This window comes from Streptomyces sp. NBC_00310 (genome assembly GCF_036208085.1).
In the GTDB taxonomy this organism is placed as follows: Bacteria; Actinomycetota; Actinomycetes; order Streptomycetales; family Streptomycetaceae; genus Streptomyces.
Window position 1 is genome coordinate 2,537,609 of the sequence record NZ_CP130714.1, and the last position, 18,538, is coordinate 2,556,146.

Genomic DNA, 18,538 nt, shown 5'->3' on the forward strand with positions numbered 1-18,538 from the left:
GGGGCGCGGGGCTGTATCGATGTGCGGCTGCGCCGCGTGGCCGCGCGACCAGCCACGACGGTCCGCGGTTCCCCACGGACCTCACGAGGCACTCACCTCTTGAGCCACTTCACCTCGTACGCACCCATGTCGAACTTCGAACCGTCGATGTCCGCACTGATCTTGCGGTCGAGGGTATTGACCACGAGCACGGCCCTGTCATCGGCCAGCACCCGGACATTGGGTTTGTCGTCCGCCGCGACGGACACCGTCTCGTACGTCGTCCCCGGCGGGAACTCCTCGCTGAACCGGGACAACAGCCCGTACATGGGCAGCGACTCGCCACCGTCCTTCGTGTCCGTCGGCGACCACAGGCACCCGGGGCACTCGGGCCCCTTCTCCTCCTCCGGATTCCAGTAGAAACCGGAGGAGGCACCGCCCTTGGCCATGGCCATCAGCCCTGAGGCCTGGACGGCGACCCGCCGGTTCTCGGACCATCCGTCGCGGTTGTCGTCACCGTCGGCGGGCTCGACGTAGTACTCGGCCCACCACAGCGGCAGACCGGCGGTGCGTTCCCGCACCCACTCGCTCACGGCCGTGAACTTGTCGGTCGCCGCGAACTCGTCGGGGATCAGATCGTCGTCCTTGGTGTAACTGGACCCGTCCACCACCACGAAGTCCGCGCCGGCCTTGTTCTTGTTCCAGTAGTCGAAGGCGTCGAGGATCCGCTGGTCCATGGCACCCCACGGACCCTTCAACGACGTCGACGCGTCCTGCTCCTGCCGCGGGTCGACGCTGTCCATGACGAGATACGGCCCGCCGACCATGATGTCCTCGTCGACCTTCTTCAGGGCCTTGAAGACGAGGTTGTACAGCTCGGTGTACCCCTCGTAGTCCCAGCGGGCCTCCGCGTCGTTCCAGAAACCCTTGAACTCGTTCCAGACGATGAAGTGCCGTACGTCCGGGTAGCGCTTGGCGACGGTCGCGGCGAGGGCGGCGTAGTCCGCGAAGTGCTCGGGCTCGGGCGCGGTCTCCAGCGCGGCCTGACTCCAGTCGGTCTTGTCGGCGCCGGACCGGCCGCCCTTCATCCAGTCGGGCGCGCAGCACAGGGTGACGACGGGGGTGCCGCCGGTGGCGCGGACGAAGTCGATGCGCCGGTCCATCTCCTCGAAGTCGTAACGCCCCTCGACGGGTTCGGGATTGTCGGCACCCCAGCCCATGATGTGCTGGATCTGCGGCAGGGGCCGCTCACCGAGACGTTCCTCGACGCGCTCGACGGCCGTCCCGCTGCCTACGTCCGCGCTGAACTGGGTGTGGGTGAAGCCCCAGCCCACCTCGGGTGCGGTGTCGCCGGGCGGGGTGGCGGGCGTGCCGTGCACCTTGTCGCCGTCGGGTGTGGTGCCGGCGGTGCTGCCGTCCCCGGGAAGTGTGTTGAGCAGGGTCACGACGAGGGCCAGAACGGCCGCTCCCACGCCCAGAAGCGCGGTGAGCCGCCACCGCCGGTCCCCCGAATTCCACCCACGACGTCCCATCATGGGCAACAGTAACCGCGCGGCGAGGTGGTGGGGGAGCTTCCGGCGGTGAACTCCTGGGCAATCGGACCAACCGTGTGGACGGGGAGCGCGGCCTCTCGCCGACGCGACCGGCGCACCAGGGAACGGGGCGCGGGCCGACACCACCGGCGCACTACGGAAAGCGGATGCACGGGGAGCCCTCGGTGACGGATCATGGCGACATGTCTGCCAACCCACACGACGCACTGCCGATCCGGCTCAACGTCGACGACAGCGACTCACCGTCCGATGTCGTCGACGCGCTGTTCCTCGGCCGTTTCGCGACGGGCGAGCAGCCGTACGCGCACGCGGCGAACATCGACCGGGTACGGTCCGGGGCCACCCTGCTGCCGCCGGGCGCCCGGGTGCTGCGGGCCGCGCGCGACGACGACCGCAGCGCGACCCTCGCCGAGGGCGACGGCTGGACCGTGCTGATCTCCCGCTGGAACCGCGGCGCCGACGTCACGGTCACCGCGACCACCGCCGAGCTGGCGGAGAAGGTGCTGGGCCAGGCCACCGACGGCGCGGCCGACGAGCCCGAGCCGCAGCCGGAGAACGTGACGATGGGCTTCTGGTACGTCTCGCCGCGCCGGGGCCCGCACCGCACGACCCGGCAGATCTCGGCGGGGACGTGGGAAGAGGTGCGGCCGAACTACACGGCGCCGGTCGCGGACGCGATGGACCACCTGATGAAGACGACCCCCGAGGACATCGCGGGCCGCCTCCTGCTGCTGCACGGCCCGCCCGGCACGGGCAAGACGTCTGCCCTGCGCACGCTGGCCCGTTCCTGGCGGGACTGGTGCCAGGTCGACTGCGTCCTGGACCCCGAGCGGCTCTTCTCCGACGTCGGCTATCTGATGGACATCGCGATCGGCGAGGAGGACTCCTCGGGCAAGGACCGATGGCGTCTGCTGCTCCTGGAGGACTGCGACGAGCTGATCCGCGGCGAGGCCAAGCACACGGCCGGCCAGGCGCTCTCCCGGTTGCTGAACCTGACGGACGGTCTGCTCGGCCAGGGCCGCAACGTCCTGGTCGGCGTCACCACCAACGAGGACCTGGAGCGCCTGCACCCCGCCGTGGTCCGCCCCGGCCGCTGTCTCGCCCGGATCGAGGTGGGCGCCCTGACGCGCGCGGAGGCGATGAGCTGGCTCGGCAGGGAGGCCGTCGGCCGGGAGGAAGCCGTCGGCCGGGAGGGTGCGACCCTGGCCGAGCTGTACGCACTGCGTCGCGGCACGTCACCGACGTCCCTGCCGGAGCCGAGGGGCGGGTCGGACGCCGGCCTGTACCTGTAGCGGGCCGCCGGCGGTGGCCGGCAGTGTTTTGATGGATGTATGACCCTGTTCGTCGGCACGTCGGGGTGGCAGTACAAGGACTGGCGGGGCGCCTTCTACCCGGAGGGCTGCCCCACCCGGCTGTGGCTGGAGGAGTACGCGGCGCGGTTCGCCACGGTCGAGATCAACAACGCGTTCTACCGGCTGCCGACGCGCGAGAACTTCGAGGCGTGGCGGGACAGAGTGCCGGGGGACTTCGTGGTCGCGGTGAAGGCGAGCCGCTACCTGACCCACATCAAGCGGCTACGGGACCCCGAGGAGCCGGTGAACCGTCTGATGAGCCATGCGGAGGGTCTGGGCGACCGTCTGGGCCCGATCCTGCTCCAGCTGCCGCCGACACTTCGGGCCGACGCGGAGCTGCTGGGCACCTGTCTGGGCCGCTTCCCCTCCGGCACCCGGATCGCGGTCGAACCCCGCCACGACTCCTGGTGGACCCCCGAGGTGCGCGAGGTCCTGGAGTCCCACGGCGCGGCCCTGTGCTGGGCCGACACCCACTCCCGCCCGGCCACCCCCCTCTGGCGCACCACGGACTGGTCCTACCTCCGCTTCCACCAGGGCCGAGCCCACCCCTGGCCCCACTACGGCCGCCGGTCCCTGACGACCTGGGCCCACCGCATCGCCGACACCTGGCCCGCTGCCGCCGACGCATACGTCTACTTCAACAACGACCCGCACGCGGCGGCCGTGGAGGACGCGACGACGTTCGCGAGGGCGGCGCGGAGGGCGGGCCTGCGGCCGACACGCACACCGGAACGTCTGGCGCGTGCATAGAAACGCGGGCATGGAAATGCGTCTGCCCCGCTGCTCTGCTGTTCCGCTGTTCCGCTGTTCCGCTGTTCCGCTGTTCCGCTACTCCGCGTACGCGGCCCGCAGGGCATCGCGGGCCGCTGACAGGGCTTGCGCCTCGCTGAGCCCCAGTCGGCGCGCCCGCTCCGCGTACGCTCCCGCCGCCGTCGCCGCCTCACGCTCCGCCGCCGAGCCGGCGGCAGCCACGAACGTTCCGTTGCGCCCCCGCGTCTCGATCACCCCGTCCGTCTCCAACGCGCGATACGCCTTGGCGACGGTATTGGCGGCGAGCCCGAGCTGCTCGGCGAGCCCCCGTACGGTCGGCAGCCGGTACCCCACGGGCAGCGCGCCGGAGCGGGCCTGTTCAGAGATCTGGGCGCGCACCTGCTCGTACGGCGCACCCCCGTCCACGATGCGAATCTTCAAGGTCACGCGGCGATTGTCCCGTACCCACCGGAAATTCGGAGGCAGCCCACCGTTCGCCCCGCGTACCGTGCGCACACATGACACCGATCGTGCGCGACCTCCGCGCCGCCGATCCCGCGGACGCCGCGGCTTTCGTCGAGGTAAGACGGCTGGCCCTGCCCTTCCTGGTCAGCACCGCCGAGTCCCTGCTCCACGTGGCCACGCTCGCACCGCCCGAGGCCCACCACCAGCAGCTCGTCGCCGAGGCGGACGGCGAGGTGATCGGCACCGCGCTGCTGTCCATCGCCCACGACAGCCCGGTACCGGGCCAGGGCGACGTCAATGTGTACGTACACCCGGCCCATCTGCGCCGGGGCGCGGGCGGCCTGCTGGCGCGCACCGCCGAGGAGCGGCTGGCGGCGGTGGGCGCGCGGCGGCTGCTGTCGTGGGTCCTGGACACTCCGGAGAACCGCGCGTTCGCCGAGCGGCGCGGCTACACACCCAGCCGCTCCGCCCACTTCCTCCGCCTGGACCTGGCCCACGGCGCCCTCCCCCCGCCGCAGTCCCCGCCCCCGGGCGTGGAACTGCGTACGGCCGCCGACTTCACCGACGACCCGCGCCCCCTGTTCGACCTGGACGCGGAAACGACGGCGGACGAACCGGGCGACGTCGAGGCGGAGTTGGACGACTACGAGCAGTGGGTCGAGGAGACCTACCGCCACCCCCTGCTGGACCACTCCCTGAGCACGGTGGTCGTCGTGGACGGCACACCCGCCGCGTTCACCGCGGTCCGTACGGACGGCCGGGACCGCTACTTCACCGCCATGACGGGCACCGCCCGCGCCTTCCGCGGCCGGGGCCTCGCCAAGCTCGCCAAGAACGGCTCCCTGCACCGCGCCCGCGCCGCCGGCTACACGGAGGCGTTCACGGGCAACGACACCGGCAACGGCCCGATGCTCGCGATCAACAAGTGGTTCGGATACGAAGTGTGTGCGACGGAGGTGCGCCATGTCCGCGAAATCGGCTGAGCCCGGCAACGAGTCGTACGAGGTGGAGGTGGACGTCGTCCTGCTCAAGGCGGGCCGTACGAAGATCCGTTACCCCGCGCGGCTGTTGAGCGACGACGGGACCCGGATCGCGGTCCACGCCGCCTGGGCGAGCGAGGGTGTACGGGACTTCGGCTTCGTGCGGTTCGGGCCCGGTGACGTCTTCACCGAGTACTACTGGCGCGACCGGTGGTACGCCGTGAAGGAGGTCCGTGACGCGCGGGGCGGGCTGAAGGGCTGGTACTGCGACATCACCAGGCCCGCCACGCTCTCCGGCGGCGAACTCGTCGTCGAGGACCTCGACCTGGACCTGTGGCGCTCCGCCGACGGCAGGACCGTACTGCGGCTGGACGAGGACGAGTTCGAGGAGAGCGGGCTCGCGCAGAGCGACCCGGAGGCCGCGGCGGCCGCCGTCGCCGCCCTCGACGAACTGGAGGCGCTCGCCACCACCGAAGGCGGCCTGGAGTCGCTGCTGACCTAGCCGGCGCCGACGTGGACGGCTCTGACGCGGTGGCAGCGTGGACGGTTCTGCCGCGGACGGCGCCGACGTGGAGGGTCAGAGACGGGCCACCACCGCGTACCGCTCGTCCTCGACCCGCTTCCCCCACAGGGGCGTGTCGTCCGACAGCCCCACCACCACCGCGTCGGACACGAGCGGCGCGACCAGCCCGTAGAGCCGGTCGGCGGGTATGCCGACCGGGCTGACCGTGCCCCACACCCCCTCGACCAGCACGAGCCGGCCGCCGGGCCGCAGCAGTCCGCACCAGTGGCGCAGGGCGCGGCCCGGGTCGGACAGGGTCCACAGCACATGGCGGACGAGGATCACGTCGAACCGCTCCTCCCCCACGGGCGGGGCCGCCGCGTCGCCGACGAGGAACACGGCGGAGCGCCCGGCGAGTTTGGCGCGGGCGAGGGCGACCATGGCCGGGGAGGCGTCGACTCCGGTCACCCAGTGTCCCTGCTCGGTCGCGAGGAGTGACAGGCTGCCGGTGCCGCAGCCGAGGTCGAGCACGTCGGAGGCGCCGTGCGGCAGCCAGTCCCGCAGCCGGGCCGCCCAGGCCTCCCGGATGGCGGGTTCCCGCAGGCCATGATCGGGTTCGTCGTCGAAAGAGGGGGCTTCGGCGTCCCAGTCGACGGTCCCCGCAGGGTCATCTGCCGCCGGGTTCTTCGGTGTTCGAAGGGCTCGGGAGGTTTCGCCGTCGTCGATGTTGGTCATGCCGCCAGAGTGACACCTGCCACTGACAGTCCCGATGGTGACAGCCGCCACTGACAGAGCACGAACGATGAGTAACGCTCCCGGAAAAGGTCTACCTCCGTGAAAACGCGGAACCCAGTAGACGCAAGGAGGCAGCCATGCGCCGTACGACCGTGCAGAAGCCCCTGAGGAAGTCCACGTCCCGCCGGGTGCGGGACGAGGCCGACGAGCGCCCCGTCGAGCGCCGGGAGGTGCGAAAGGACATCGCGCGCACCTGGTGGCCGGACGGCTGAGCGCCCACGCCCCAGCCCGCCCGACCACGAGACCCGACCACCCCGACCACCCCGACCACGAGATCAGTCCCGTCAGGCCAGCCTCTTGCGGTAGTGGATCCGGTCGTAGGGCCCGTCCACACGCCGCTCCACGACCTCGTACCCGAACTTCGGGTAGATCTTCTGGTTCTCCCACATGAGCGCGTTCGTGCAGAGCCTGACCTCGGGCAGACCGAGGTCACGCGCCCGCCTGTCCACGAATTCCAGCAGCCGCCGCCCGACGCCCCGACCGTGGGTGTCGGGGTGGACGGCGATGTTGTCGAGGAAGAGATGGTCCTCGTACGCCTCGACGACCACGAGCCCGATCACCGGGTCCCCGGTCACGAAGACCCGCCCCGCGGCCACGTTCGCCGCGTGGTCCGACTCCATGGGCTGCGGCAGCCGTCCGATGCGCTCGATGTAGTGGTGGTAGGCCGCGTCCGTCACGGCCTTCACCGCGGCCACGTCGGCGGGTCCGGCCACCCGGATGCCCTGGTCTCCCTGGTCGCCCTGCTCGCGCGGGGCCTCTGTCATGACCGGGGCCGCGGCAGGGTGCGGTCCAGCAGGTCCAGCAGGGCGGTCCAGTGGCGTTCCGTCGCCTCGGCGTCGTACGCGGAGGTGTCGGACTGCGTGTACCCGTGCGAGGCGCCCGTGTAGACCTCGGTGCGGTGGCGGACGCCCGCCTCGGTGAGTGTCTTGTCGAGCAGGTCGATCTGCTCCCGGGGCAGGGACGGGTCCTCCTCGGCGTGGCCGAGGTACACCTCGCCGGTGATCCGGGCCACGGCCAGGTGCGGGCTGTCCGGGGCGTCGGTCGCCAGGCGTCCGCCGTGGAAGCCGGCCGCGGCGGCGACCCGCTCCGGGAAGGCACCGGCGGTGTGCAGGGCCAGCCGGGCGCCCATGCAGTATCCGGTGATCCCGACGGGCCCGGCGGCGGCGTGCGGGCTGTCGGCCAGCCATCCCAGGTACGCGGCCGCGTCCCGCAGCGCGGGTTCCGGCGTCAGCGTCAGCATGACCGGCAGGATCTGGTCCCATATCTCCGGACGCGCGGCCGGATCGATGAACTCGGGCAGGTCGAAGACCGGGGTCCGTCCCGACCGGTAGAAGACATTGGGGACGAGGACCGTGTACCCGGCACCGGCCAGCCGGTCGGCCATCGCCCTCAGATGGGGCCGCAGCCCGAACGCGTCCATGTAGAACAGGACCGCCGGATGCGCGGCGTCGTCGTCGGGGCGGACGAGGTAGGCGTCGGCGGTACCGTCCTCGGTGGTGATGTCCACGGATGTTCCGCGTACGGCGGTCATGCGCGCGTTCCCTTCTCTCCAACGGGCACGAAAACGGGTACGAACAGGCCTCAGTGTCACGCACCGAGGTAAGAATCGGATCTTCGCCAGGATCTTGGCAGGGTCTTCGGCGGGCTCTTCCGTGGGCCCTTCCGTGGGCCCTTCCGTGGGCCCTTCCGTGGGCCCTTCGCTGGGCTCTTCGGTGGGCCTGGCGACAGCCCTTCGGCGAGCCCGGCGACGGCCCTTCCGCAGATCCTTGGCGGGCCCTTCAACTGGCTTTCCTCAGCCCTCGGTTAGCCCATCCTTAACGCCACCATAAGGATCCCCCGCGCCCGCCCTCAGCAGGCGATTTCGCGGCTCCTCGGGGCTAACTTGCTGATCGCCCCCGGCGCCCGGAACCCATCCGGTGCCGTCCAGGACCGCTTCGAGGAGTGCCCCGCCATGCCCGCTGTCCGCCGCAAGGCCGCCGCGTTCGCCACCGCCGGTGTCGTCGGTGCCGCCCCGCTCGCCCTGACCGGGTTCGCCGCCGGGCCGGCCCTGGCGCACGGGTCGATGGACGCCCCGGTGAGCCGGGGGGCGCAGTGCTACGCGGAGGGCCCCGAGAGCCCGAGGTCGGCGGCCTGCGGGGCGGCGGTCGCGGCCGGCGGCACGCAGGCGCTGTACGACTGGAACGGCGTACGGATCGATGACGCGGCCGGTCGGCACCGGGAGCTGATCCCGGACGGCAAGCTGTGCGGCGCGGGCGACGAGGCGTTCAGGGGCCTCGACCTGGCCCGCGCCGACTGGCCGGCGACGAGCGTGCGCGCCGGTTCGTACACCTTCAGGTACCGGGTGACGGCCCCGCACAAGGGCACCTTCGAGGTGTACGTCACCAAGCCCGGTCACGACCCGTCCCGACCGCTCGCCTGGGACGACCTCGACCTCGCGCACCCGGTCGCGACGGCCACCGACCCGGCCGCGTCGGGCGGGTTCTACACGTTCTCCGGCACCCTCCCGCAGCGCTCCGGCAAGCACCTGCTGTACGCGGTCTGGCAGCGCTCGGACAGCCCGGAGGCGTTCTACTCCTGCTCGGACGTCACCTTCGGCGGCACATCGGCCCCGCCGAGCGCGTCCGCGCCCTCCGAGGAGCAGATCGAGGACGGTGCCGACGAGTCGACCGTCGAGCACGGCGGCCACGGTGACGACGACGCGGGCACGACGACGGACCCGACACCGAAGGCGTCCACGAAGGCGTCCGCGAAGGCGTCCGCGAAGGCCGCTTCCGGCGACGCGTCACCGACCGCGAAGTCGACGAGCGACGAGGCGGCCGCGGGAGCCGACACCGCCGGCCTCGCGGAACCCGCCGGAGGCAAGGAGGGCCTCGCCGACACCGGCGGTGCCGGCGTGACCCCGTATGTGGCCCTCGGCGGCGCGGCCGTCCTGGCGCTCGGCTCCTCCCTCCTCTTCGCCGCGGCCCGCCGCCGCGCGACGACCGGCGGCCGACACGGCCGCTGACGACTTCCGGGGTCTGTCGGGCGGCTCAGGCCGGACAGGCCCCGGCAGCATGCGTACGCACCACCGGGCGGTCCCGGTGGTGCGTACGCACACGTGTCAGCCGACGACCGAGAGGCAGGTCGTCGGGGTGGCGTGGGCCGGGTCGAGGGCGTTGGCGACCTCGTGGAACGCGACGCGGTCGAGGAGCCCGATCGCCGCGTGCTCGGAGAGGTCGAGCGCGCAGAGGTCCTGGATGACGACGTTGCGTACGTTCGGCCCGTCGAGGAACTGGGACCGGTACGGCGTGACCACCTCGTCGTACTTCGTGGCGAGGACGGTGTACGTGACACCGGGGACGGTGTCGCCGCCCGCGTTGAGCTTGGTCATGAAGGCGGATCCGGCCACCTGGTCGGCGAGGGCCGGGGTGGCGGTGGACAGCAGGTCGCCGGCGCCGGGGAAGTGGTCGAGGAGTTGGGTGAGGCCGTTCAGGGTGGTGCCGTGGTTGGAGGGGGCGATGCCGACGAGGGCGTTCACCTCCGCGGCCCCGCCGAGGAACTTCAGGTAGTAGCGGGGCATCATGCCGCCCTGCGAGTGGCCGACGAGGTCGGCCTCGGCGGCGCCGGTCGCGGCGAGCACCTGGTCGACGAAGGCGTCGAGCTGCTCCGCCGACCTGTCGATGGCTCCGAGGCCGTTGAAGAAGGCGACGCCGGGGAGTTGGCCGTAGTCGAGGGAGTAGACGCAGTAGCCCCGGTTCACGAGGTACGGCGCGAGGCCCAGCCAGTTGTCGACGGAGTTCGCGAACGTTCCGTGGACGAGGACGACGGGGCGGGGGTGGGCGCTGGAGGGTTTGCAGGAGTAGTCGTTCCAGCCACGGCCGGGTGCGGCGGCCGTGTCGGCGGCCTCGGCGGCAGTGGCGGGGACGACGGTCGCCGCGGCGGCCAGGCACAGGGCGGCCAACGGTCTGATCAGGCGCTTCCAGGGCAGCATCGGGTGATCTCCTTGCGGCTCAAGGGACGTGCGACGACGTTCGCCCTGTGATCCGGATCACGAGGATGCTGTGCTTCTTCGCCAAGTTACGGGCGAGTAGCAAAAGTGGGAAGTTACGCGTCAGTAAAAACTTCAAGTGATGGTCGAGGACGCTGACACGTGACGTCGAACCGTCACCAGGCGGGCCTGATGGGACCCCAGGGCGCGATACGCGCCAACTGATCACGCAACACCCGCATTTCACCCTCCCCGCCGAGCGACTCGACCCACCCCGCGACGACCTCGGCCGCCGCCTCCTCCGCCGCCCGGGTGCAGGCCCACCCCCGCTCGGTCAGGACGACCAGGCGAGCGCGGGCATCACCGGGATGCGGCCGCCGCTCGACGTACCCCTTGCGCACGAGTTCGTCGACGAGCTGACTGGCGGCCTGCTTGGTCACCCCGAGATGGACGGCGAGGTCGGTGACCGTCGCACCGTCCGGGGCGAGCCGGGTGAACGCGAAGCCGTACGAGGGCCGCGCCTCGAAGCCACGGGCGGCGACACCCTCGTCGATGCGACGCGCCAGGTCACCGGCGGCGGCGAGCAGGACGGCGGTCAGGGCCAGAGCTTCGGAGTTCTGCACGCGTGCATTGAAACACCCTTGACGAATTGGTCAAGCAGCTTGACTATATAGGCAACACAGATGGTCAACCTTCTTGACCATCTCTTCCAGAACCCAGAACCCAGAACCCCAACCTCAGAACCCCAACCTCAGAACCTCAGAAGGCCTAAAGGAGGCCCCATGCCTGTCATCCGCCCTGCCGAAGCCGTCGTCCACGAGATTCACGGCGCCCGCTTCGTTTCGTACGCCACTCCCCGCACCGGCAGCAAGGAACTGGCCGCCTGGCGGGGCGAGATCCCGCCAGGGACCAAGGCACCCGCGCACACCGTCACCAAGGAGGAGATCCTGCATCTGCTCAGCGGCGAGTTGCTGGTCACGCTGGACGGTCGCACCGAGCGTGTCGCCGCGGGTGACACGCTGATCGTCAACTCGGGCGCGACCCTCGCCGTCGAGAACCCGACGACGGAGACCACCGTCACCTGGGTCACCACCTCCCTCGGCCTGGAGGCGGAGCTGGCCGACGGCACGCGGATCGTGCCGCCGTGGGCCAACTGAGCGCCGCGTGAGGGGAGTTACGCGGCCAGCGTCCCCGGCATCACCGCATGCGGGCCGAACTTCGCTCGGGCGCGGTCGGCGACCTCCTCGATGCGGCGCACCTTCTCGTCGACCGGGTCGAAGGCGAGCTGGTGGGAGGCCTGGTCGGCGGGGGTGAGGCCCTCGGCGCGCAGGGCGATCGCGCGGACGCGGGCCCGCTGGAGACCGAGGGCGTCGTACATGCCGTAGGCCACCGCGGTCAGCGCCGGGGAGTGGGCGGTCGGCTCCTTGAGCGTGCGGGTGCGGGTCGTCGAAGAACGGTCGGCGTAGCGGACGGTGAGGGTCAGGGTGCGGCAGACCTTGTCCAGGGCGCGCAGCCGGGAGCCCAGTTCGTCGGTGCCGGCGAGCAGGGCGCGGCGGTGCCGGTCCGGGTTCAACTCGTCACGGGAGAAGGGATGTTCGGCGGCGAGTGAGTGCGCGACGGCGTTCGGTACGACCCGGCCCCGGTCGACGCCGTTCGCCTTCTCGTGCAGTTCGCGGCCGATCCTCGCGCCGACCAGGCGCTGAAGCGTGGACAGGGGCGCGCACGCGACCCCGCCGAGGGTGTCCAGGCCGTACTCGCACAGGGTGCGGGCGGTCGCGGTGCCGACGCCGGGCAGCGCGCCGACGGGCAGTTCGGCGAGGAAGTCCACGACGAGTTCCTCGGGCACCGCGCACGGCGACCCGGGCGCCGCCGCCCCCAGCGCCAGCCGCGCCGTCAGCGGTCCGGGCCCGGCGCCGATCAGGCAGTCGACGCCGTACAGCGCGAGGGCGCGGACCCGGATCAGCCGTGCCAGTTCCTCGGCGTCCCGGCCGAAGTACCGTTCGGCGCCCCGCAGATCGGCCAGCGCCCCGTCCGGCGGCAGCGCCTCCACGACCGGGGTGAAGTCCTCGATCAGACCCAGGAGACCGGGCAGAGCGGCCTCGTACTTCGGCGGCAGCTGGAAACGTACGCAGAGGATGGTCATCCCGCACTCCCTGGACTCTGGTGCCACAACTTCCGTACCTGAGAAGGGCCTTGTGAGGGCTCTCCGCCCGCGGGCCGCAGATCGGCCCATGGATGCATCTCGTAGCCGGTGGACATACGGATCCGGCGGCCGGTGTCACCGCGTCGGCCGCCGTCGGAAGCGCCGTCGGTGTCACCGCGTCGCCCGCCCTCGGAAGCGCCGTCGGTGTCGCCACGCCCGCCGTCCGGGCCGCCCCCGGTGTCCGCGGGCTCCGCCAGCCGGGGCGCCACCGCGTCGAGGCCGCCCTCGCGCCGCAGCTCCACCAGCTCGGCGAGGTTCCAGGCGGCCGCGCCCACCACGCTGAGGCTGCGCGGGCCACGCCGCTGCACCACTCCGCGCACCAGCAGCAGCCAGGAGTGGAAGACGGTGTGGGCGCACGCGTCGTGGGAGTCGTCGAAGAAGGCGAGGTCGACCAGGCCGGTGCCGTCGTCGAGGGTGGTGAAGACGACCCGCTTGCCCGAGCGGATGGGCGGGGTCTGGGTCGCCGCCTTGGCACCCGCGACCAGCACCGTCTCCCCGTGCCGCGCCTCGCGCAGCCGCCGCGCCGACACCACGCCCAACTCGTCGAGGAACTCCCGGTGGTCGTCCATCAGATTGCGCGAGACGTCCATCGACAGCACGCCCAGCTCGGCGCTGAGCCGCTCGGCCGAGGACAGGTCCGGCAGTCCGGCCGGCTCGGTGCGCCGTCCACCCGCCAACGGCAGCTGGCCACCGCCCGCGCCCCGGCCGCCCCGGTGCAGCTCGGTCAAGTGCAGTTGCAGATCACGCCGGTTGGCCCCGAAGGAGTCCAACGCCCCCACCTGGGCCAGCCGCCCGGCCAGCGGACGGCTCGGCCGTGCCCGCTCCCAGAAGTCCAGCAGTGAGGCGTACGGCTGCCCGTCCGCGATCCGCGCCGCCTCGGCCTCGCTGATGCCGTGCACATCACAGAGGGCGAGCCGGATCCCCCACACCTTCGCCTCTCCCGACCCGTCCTCACCACTCCTTGATTCAGACACCAGTTCGATACAGTGGGCGACCGCCGACCGGTTCACGTCCAACGGCAGGATCGGCACCCCCCGCCGCCGCGCGTCCGCCAGCAGCAGCCGCTTCGGGTACATCCCGGGGTCGTGCGTGAGCAGCCCGGCGTAGAACGCGGCCGGATGATGCGTCTTCAGCCACGCCGACTGGTACGTCGGCACCGCGAAGGCCACCGCGTGCGCCTTGCAGAAGCCGTACGACCCGAAGGCCTCGACGATCTCCCAGGTCCGCGCGATCGTCTCGGCGTCGTACCCCTTCGCGGCCGCGTGCTGGGCGAACCAGATCCGGATCCGCCCCTGCGACTCGAGGTCGGAGAGTCCGCGCCGCACCCGGTCCGCCTCGTCCCGGCCGCAGCCGGTCATGAGGTGCACGATGTCGATGACCTGCTCGTGGAAGACGACCACGCCGTACGTCTCCCGCAGCGGCTCCGCCAGATCGTCGTGCGGGTAACGGACCGGCGCCCGCCCGTGCCGGGCCGCGATGAACGGACGCACCATGTCGGCGGCCACCGGACCGGGCCGGAAGAGGGAGATGTCCACCACCAGGTCGTGGAAGGTGGCCGGCCGGAGCCGCCCCACCAGATCCCGCTGCCCCGGCGACTCGATCTGGAAGCAGCCCAACGTCTCGGTGGAACGGATGAGTTCATACGTCGCCGGGTCACCCTCGCCCCGCTCGAAGTCGAGCGCGTCCAGGTCGACCCGCTCCCCCGTCGCCCGCGCGACCTCTGCCACCGCGTGCGCCATCGCCGACTGCATCCGCACGCCCAGCACATCGAGCTTGAGCAGCCCGAGGTCCTCGACGTCGTCCTTGTCGAACTGGGACATGGGGAACCCCTCGCCGCTGGTCGGCATCACCGGCGTACGGCGGAGCAGGGACGCGTCGGAGAGGAGCACCCCGCACGGGTGCATGGCGACTCCGCGCGGGAGGGCGTCGAGCGCCTCGACCAGCTCCCACAGCCGGCCGTACTTCGCTCCTTCCCGCTGAAACTCCCCCGCCAACTGCCGCAGCTCGGGCAGCTCTTCGAGCGCCGCCCGCGCGTCCCGCGCCCTGATGTGCGGAAAGGACTTGGCGATCCGGTCGATGTCGGCGGGGTCCAGGGAGAGGGCCGCGCCCACGTCCCGGACGGCGTGGCGGACGCGGTACGTCTCCGGCATCGCGACGGTCGCGACCCGCTCGGTGCCGAACCGGTCGATGATCGCGCGATAGACCTCCAGCCGCCGCGCGGACTCCACGTCGATGTCGATGTCGGGCAGCGCGACCCGCCGTTTGGACAGGAACCGCTCCATCAGCAGACCGTGTTCGACGGGGTCGGCGTGTGCGATGTCCAGGAGGTGGTTCACCAGGGAGCCGGCGCCGGAGCCGCGCGCCGCGACCCGGATGCCCATCTTCCTCACGTCGTCGACGACTTGGGCGACCGTCAGGAAGTAGGAGGCGAAGCCGTGATAGGCGATGACGTCCAGCTCCTGGTGCATCCGCTCCCAGTACGCGCGCCGGGTGTCGTAGCCGTGCCGCACCATCCCGGCCGCCGCCCGTGAGGCCAGCACCCGCTGGGCGGTACGGCGGTCCGCGCCGACGAGACGCGGCTCGGGGAAGTGGACGGTGCCGAGGCCCAGGTCGTCCTCCGGGTCGACCAGGCACTCGGCGGCCGTGGCCCGGGTCTGCTCCAGCAGGCGGTGCGCGGTGTCGCGGCGGTACCCGGCGGCCTCGACGACCCGCTCGGCGACGGCCAGCATGGCGTCCGCGCCCTTGAGCCAGGCCTCCCCGGAGTCCAGCTCACCCCGGGGGTCGACGGGGACGAGCCGCCGGGCCGCGTCCAGCACATCGGCGACCGGGCCCATGCCGGGGTCGGCGTACCGGACGGCGTTGCTGAGCACGGGCCGTACGCGCTGCTCGGCCGCGAAGCCGACGGTGCGAGCGGCCAGCCGCAGCGAACCGGGGCCGGTGCCCTCGCGGCCGTGCCACATCGCCTCAAGGCGCAGGGCGTCGCCGTACCTCTCCCGCCAGGGCACGAGGAGCTTCGCGGCGCGGTCGGGGCGCCCGGCGGCCAGTGCGCGCCCCACGTCGGAGGCCGGGCCGAGGAGCACGGTCAGGCCCTCGGCGGCACACTCCGCCCAGGGCAGCAATGGCGGAACCTCGCTTCTGCCCCCGCCCGGTCCGCCGCCCGCATGCGCCGCCGAAACGATTCTGCAGAGCTCGGCCCAGCCGGTCGCGCCCTCGCGCGCGAGGAACGTCACCCGAGGAGTCGACTCGTCGATGAAGGCACCCCCGCGCACGGGAGCACGTCGCCGCGCCTGTCGTACGGCGGCGGCGGGCACCTCCACCGCCAGGTCCACCCCGAACAGCGGGCGGATCCCGGCCCCGGCGCAGGCCTTGGCGAACCGGACGGCACCCGCGAGGGTGTCCCGGTCGGTGAGCGCGAGGGCGTCCATCCCCCGCTCGGAGGCGCGCTCGGCCAGCCGCTCCGGGTGCGAGGCGCCGTAGCGCAGGGAGAACCCGGAGACGGTGTGCAGATGCGTGAACCCCGGCACACGCACCTCCCGCACTCGATCAACCACTCGACCCGATCGATCACCGGGCCGGTCAAACACTCGACTCGAACATCAGTTCACAGCCTTCCCGCCTCCACCATAGACCACTTTTCGAACTTCTGTGCGATGACGATTCGGCCCCATCCCACCTGCGCAAACGCCACCCGCACCGGACCGTGGGGACATGACACAGACGGCCGATCCCGCCCGCAGATCCTTCGTCGACGAACTCAAGGACGGGGTCACCCCGCGGGCCACTCTGCTCGTCATCGGGGTGCTCGCCCTGCAGCTTCTGTTCATCGCCTCGTACGTGGGGGCGCTGCACAGTCCGAAGCTCAGGGACGTGCCGTTCGGCGTGGTGGCGCCGGGGGCCGCGGCGGCCGAACAGGCGGTGACCCGGCTGGAGCGGCTGCCGGGCGAGCCGCTGGACCCGCGCACGGTGGCCGACCGGGCGGCGGCGCGCGAGCGGATCGTGGACCGGGAGATCGACGGCGCCCTGCTGATCGACCCGGCCGGCACCACCGACACCCTGCTGGTCGCCTCCGGCGGCGGCCGGACCCTCGCGGGCGCGCTGGCCACGCTCGTCACCGGGCTGGAGAGGTCCGAGGGCCGCGCGCTACGAACGGTGGACGTGGCCCCGGCCGGCACCGGCGACGCCAACGGGCTCACGTCCTTCTATCTGGTCGTGGGCTGGTGCGTGGGCGGCTATCTGTGCGCGTCGGCGCTGGCGATGAGCGCCGGGGCGCGGCCCACCAACATCCGGCGCGGGGTGATCCGGCTGGCCGCCCTGGCGCTGTTCGCGATCCTCGGCGGACTCGGCGGCGCGGTCATCGCCGGGCCGGTCCTGGGGGCCCTGCCGGGGAGCGTGGCGGCCCTGTGGGGGCTGGGGGCGCTGGTCGTCTTCGCGGTGGGCGCGGCCACGCTGGCGCTGCAGTGCGTCTTCGGCATCGCCGGCATCGGGGTGGCCGTCCTGCTGGTGGTGATCGCGGGCAACCCGAGCGCGGGCGGCGCGCTGCCACCGCCACTGCTGCCACCGTTCTGGGCGGCGATCGGCCCGGCGCTGCCACCGGGCGCGGGCGTGTGGGCGGCCCGCTCGATCGCTTACTTCGAGGGCAACGACATCACCGGCCCGCTGCTGGTGCTCTCCGCCTGGGCAATGGCGGGGGCCGCCATCACGGTGGTGATGGCGGCCCTGACGAAGAAGCCGGAGCGCCGACCTTCGGAGCGTGCGCCTCGGCCTTCCGAAGCACCCTCCGAGGCGCCGTCCGAAGCGTGAGCCTCGCTCTTCCGGCTCCTCAGCCTTCCGGCTCTTCGACGTTCCGGCTCCTCGGCCTTCCGGCGTTTCGAACCTCAGCCGATCTGCGTACCGGTCGCCGACAGCGCCTCGGTGACGGGCTGGAAGAAGGTCTCGCCGCCCGAGGTGCAGTCGCCGCTGCCGCCCGAGGTGAGGCCGATGGCCTTGTCGCCCGAGAAGAGCGAGCCGCCGCTGTCGCCGGGCTCGGCGCAGACGTCGGTCTGGACGAGGCCGTTGACGATGTCGCCGCTGCCGTAGTTCACGGTGGCGTCGAGGCCGGTGACCGTGCCGCTGTGGACCTGGGTGGTCGAGCCGCTGCGGGTGACCTTCATGCCGACGGTCGCCTCGGCGGCCCCGGAGATGGCCTGGGTGGAGCCGTTGTAGAGGTTGACCTCGCTGGGGTGGTCGACGTCCGCGGTGTACTTGACCAGGCCGTAGTCGTCGCCCGGGAAGCTGGAGTCCTCGTTCTCGCCGATGACCTGGCCGCCGGCGGACCACGTGGAGATGCCCTCGGTGCAGTGACCGGCCGTCAGGAAGAACGGCTCGCCGCCCTTGACCACGTTGAAGCCGAGGGAGCAGCGGCCACTGCCGCCGGTGATGGCGTCGCCGCCCGCGACGAAGGGCTTGTACTCGCCCTTGGTGCGCTTGAGTTCGGCCTTGGCCCCGAGGCCGTCCACGACCTTCGTGAGTCTCGCCAGCTCGGCCTTGGAGACGGTGCGGTCCGCGGTGACGACGACCTTGTTGGTGGTCGGGTCGGTGGCCCAGGCGGTGCCGGGGATGGTGGCGTCCGCCTTGAGGGTCGTCCGGGCGCTCTTCAGCTCGGCGAGGGAGTTCTCGACGATGCGGGCCTTGGCCCCGGCCGCCTCGACGGTCTCGGCGGCGGCCTCGTCGAGCACGTTCACGACGAGGAGCTTGCTCTTCGCGTCGTAATACGTTCCCGCGGCGTCGGCGCCGAGGTCCGTGTCGAGGGTCAGGGCGAGCTTTCCGGCCGCCGTGATGGAGAGCGCTTTCGGCGTGGGGGCCGGCGCGGTCTCGCTCGCGTTCGCAGTCTGGAAGGTCACTCCCGCGGCGACCAGTGCGGCGATGCCCGCACCCGTCACGACGGCACGGCGCCTGGGTATGCGTCGGTGCTTCAACTTACGTCCTCCTGTGGGGGGTTGGCCGACAGAGGCGT

18 protein-coding genes are annotated in these 18,538 nt (G+C 71.9%); 8 read left to right on the forward strand and 10 right to left on the reverse strand.

Going from position 1 to position 18,538, the window contains the following annotated elements:
• Positions 1-92: 92 nt before the first annotated feature.
• Positions 93-1,511, reverse strand: coding sequence for a GH39 family glycosyl hydrolase (locus OG202_RS11190; RefSeq protein ID WP_327732295.1), 1,419 nt, complete (start codon positions 1,509-1,511; stop codon positions 93-95).
• Positions 1,512-1,714: 203 nt separating this feature from the next.
• Here OG202_RS11190 and OG202_RS11195 point away from each other — a divergent pair, with 203 nt between their 5' ends.
• Positions 1,715-2,824, forward strand: coding sequence for a DUF5925 domain-containing protein (locus OG202_RS11195; RefSeq protein ID WP_405893097.1), 1,110 nt, complete (start codon positions 1,715-1,717; stop codon positions 2,822-2,824).
• A 39-nt stretch (positions 2,825-2,863) separates the two neighbouring features.
• The gene (locus tag OG202_RS11200; protein ID WP_326583864.1) at positions 2,864-3,634 is read left to right on the forward strand and encodes a DUF72 domain-containing protein; all 771 of its coding nucleotides are present in this window, start codon (positions 2,864-2,866) and stop codon (positions 3,632-3,634) included.
• A gap of 78 nt (positions 3,635-3,712) precedes the next feature.
• Here OG202_RS11200 and OG202_RS11205 read toward each other — a convergent pair whose 3' ends face one another.
• A complete protein-coding gene (locus OG202_RS11205; RefSeq protein WP_326583863.1) occupies positions 3,713-4,081 on the reverse strand; it encodes a GntR family transcriptional regulator in 369 nt (122 codons plus the stop codon).
• 71 nt (positions 4,082-4,152) lie between these two features.
• On the opposite strand from OG202_RS11205, the gene OG202_RS11210 reads away from it, so the two are divergent.
• Positions 4,153-5,082, forward strand: coding sequence for a GNAT family N-acetyltransferase (locus OG202_RS11210; RefSeq protein ID WP_328222658.1), 930 nt, complete (start codon positions 4,153-4,155; stop codon positions 5,080-5,082).
• Entirely contained in the window at positions 5,063-5,581 is a 519-nt protein-coding gene (locus OG202_RS11215; RefSeq protein WP_326583861.1) for a DUF402 domain-containing protein, read from the forward strand. The genes OG202_RS11210 and OG202_RS11215 overlap by 20 nt, the downstream gene beginning before the upstream one ends.
• Positions 5,582-5,656: 75 nt before the next feature.
• On the opposite strand, the gene OG202_RS11220 is transcribed toward OG202_RS11215, so the two are convergent.
• Positions 5,657-6,316: a class I SAM-dependent methyltransferase gene (locus OG202_RS11220; protein ID WP_328222659.1), complete on the reverse strand. Its 660-nt coding sequence runs from the start codon at positions 6,314-6,316 to the stop codon at positions 5,657-5,659.
• Between the two features lie 137 nt (positions 6,317-6,453).
• On the opposite strand from OG202_RS11220, the gene OG202_RS11225 reads away from it, so the two are divergent.
• Positions 6,454-6,588, forward strand: coding sequence for a hypothetical protein (locus OG202_RS11225; RefSeq protein WP_086751667.1), 135 nt, complete (start codon positions 6,454-6,456; stop codon positions 6,586-6,588).
• Positions 6,589-6,660: 72 nt separating this feature from the next.
• Here the strand turns inward: OG202_RS11225 and OG202_RS11230 are convergent, their stop codons facing one another.
• Together OG202_RS11230 and OG202_RS11235 are read right to left on the reverse strand one after the other, a co-directional pair.
• On the reverse strand, positions 6,661-7,140 hold the full coding sequence (locus OG202_RS11230) for a GNAT family N-acetyltransferase (RefSeq protein ID WP_327730421.1): 480 nt from the start codon (positions 7,138-7,140) through the stop codon (positions 6,661-6,663).
• On the reverse strand, positions 7,137-7,907 hold the full coding sequence (locus OG202_RS11235) for a dienelactone hydrolase family protein (RefSeq protein WP_328222660.1): 771 nt from the start codon (positions 7,905-7,907) through the stop codon (positions 7,137-7,139). The genes OG202_RS11230 and OG202_RS11235 overlap by 4 nt, the downstream gene beginning before the upstream one ends.
• 420 nt (positions 7,908-8,327) lie before the next feature.
• Here OG202_RS11235 and OG202_RS11240 point away from each other — a divergent pair, with 420 nt between their 5' ends.
• Complete coding sequence (locus OG202_RS11240) at positions 8,328-9,380, forward strand: lytic polysaccharide monooxygenase (RefSeq protein ID WP_328222661.1); 1,053 nt, start codon at positions 8,328-8,330, stop codon at positions 9,378-9,380.
• A 96-nt stretch (positions 9,381-9,476) separates the two neighbouring features.
• On the opposite strand, the gene OG202_RS11245 is transcribed toward OG202_RS11240, so the two are convergent.
• Both OG202_RS11245 and OG202_RS11250 read right to left on the reverse strand, forming a co-directional pair.
• A complete protein-coding gene (locus OG202_RS11245) occupies positions 9,477-10,346 on the reverse strand; it encodes an esterase/lipase family protein (protein WP_326583856.1) in 870 nt (289 codons plus the stop codon).
• Positions 10,347-10,519: 173 nt separating this feature from the next.
• Complete coding sequence (locus OG202_RS11250) at positions 10,520-10,966, reverse strand: MarR family winged helix-turn-helix transcriptional regulator (RefSeq protein WP_326583855.1); 447 nt, start codon at positions 10,964-10,966, stop codon at positions 10,520-10,522.
• 159 nt (positions 10,967-11,125) lie between these two features.
• On the opposite strand from OG202_RS11250, the gene OG202_RS11255 reads away from it, so the two are divergent.
• Entirely contained in the window at positions 11,126-11,500 is a 375-nt protein-coding gene (locus OG202_RS11255) for a cupin domain-containing protein (RefSeq protein WP_326583854.1), read from the forward strand.
• A 17-nt stretch (positions 11,501-11,517) separates the two neighbouring features.
• Here the strand turns inward: OG202_RS11255 and OG202_RS11260 are convergent, their stop codons facing one another.
• A complete protein-coding gene (locus tag OG202_RS11260; protein WP_327730418.1) occupies positions 11,518-12,486 on the reverse strand; it encodes a DNA polymerase Y family protein in 969 nt (322 codons plus the stop codon).
• Entirely contained in the window at positions 12,483-16,070 is a 3,588-nt protein-coding gene (locus tag OG202_RS11265; protein ID WP_328222662.1) for a DNA polymerase III subunit alpha, read from the reverse strand. Before OG202_RS11265 ends, OG202_RS11260 begins: the two co-directional genes overlap by 4 nt.
• Before the next feature lie 184 nt (positions 16,071-16,254).
• On the opposite strand from OG202_RS11265, the gene OG202_RS11270 reads away from it, so the two are divergent.
• Positions 16,255-17,346, forward strand: a complete 1,092-nt coding sequence (locus tag OG202_RS11270; RefSeq protein WP_328222664.1) for a DUF3533 domain-containing protein — start codon at positions 16,255-16,257, stop codon at positions 17,344-17,346.
• A 74-nt stretch (positions 17,347-17,420) separates the two neighbouring features.
• On the opposite strand, the gene OG202_RS11275 is transcribed toward OG202_RS11270, so the two are convergent.
• Complete coding sequence (locus OG202_RS11275) at positions 17,421-18,500, reverse strand: S1 family peptidase (protein ID WP_327730415.1); 1,080 nt, start codon at positions 18,498-18,500, stop codon at positions 17,421-17,423.
• Positions 18,501-18,538: the final 38 nt, after the last annotated feature.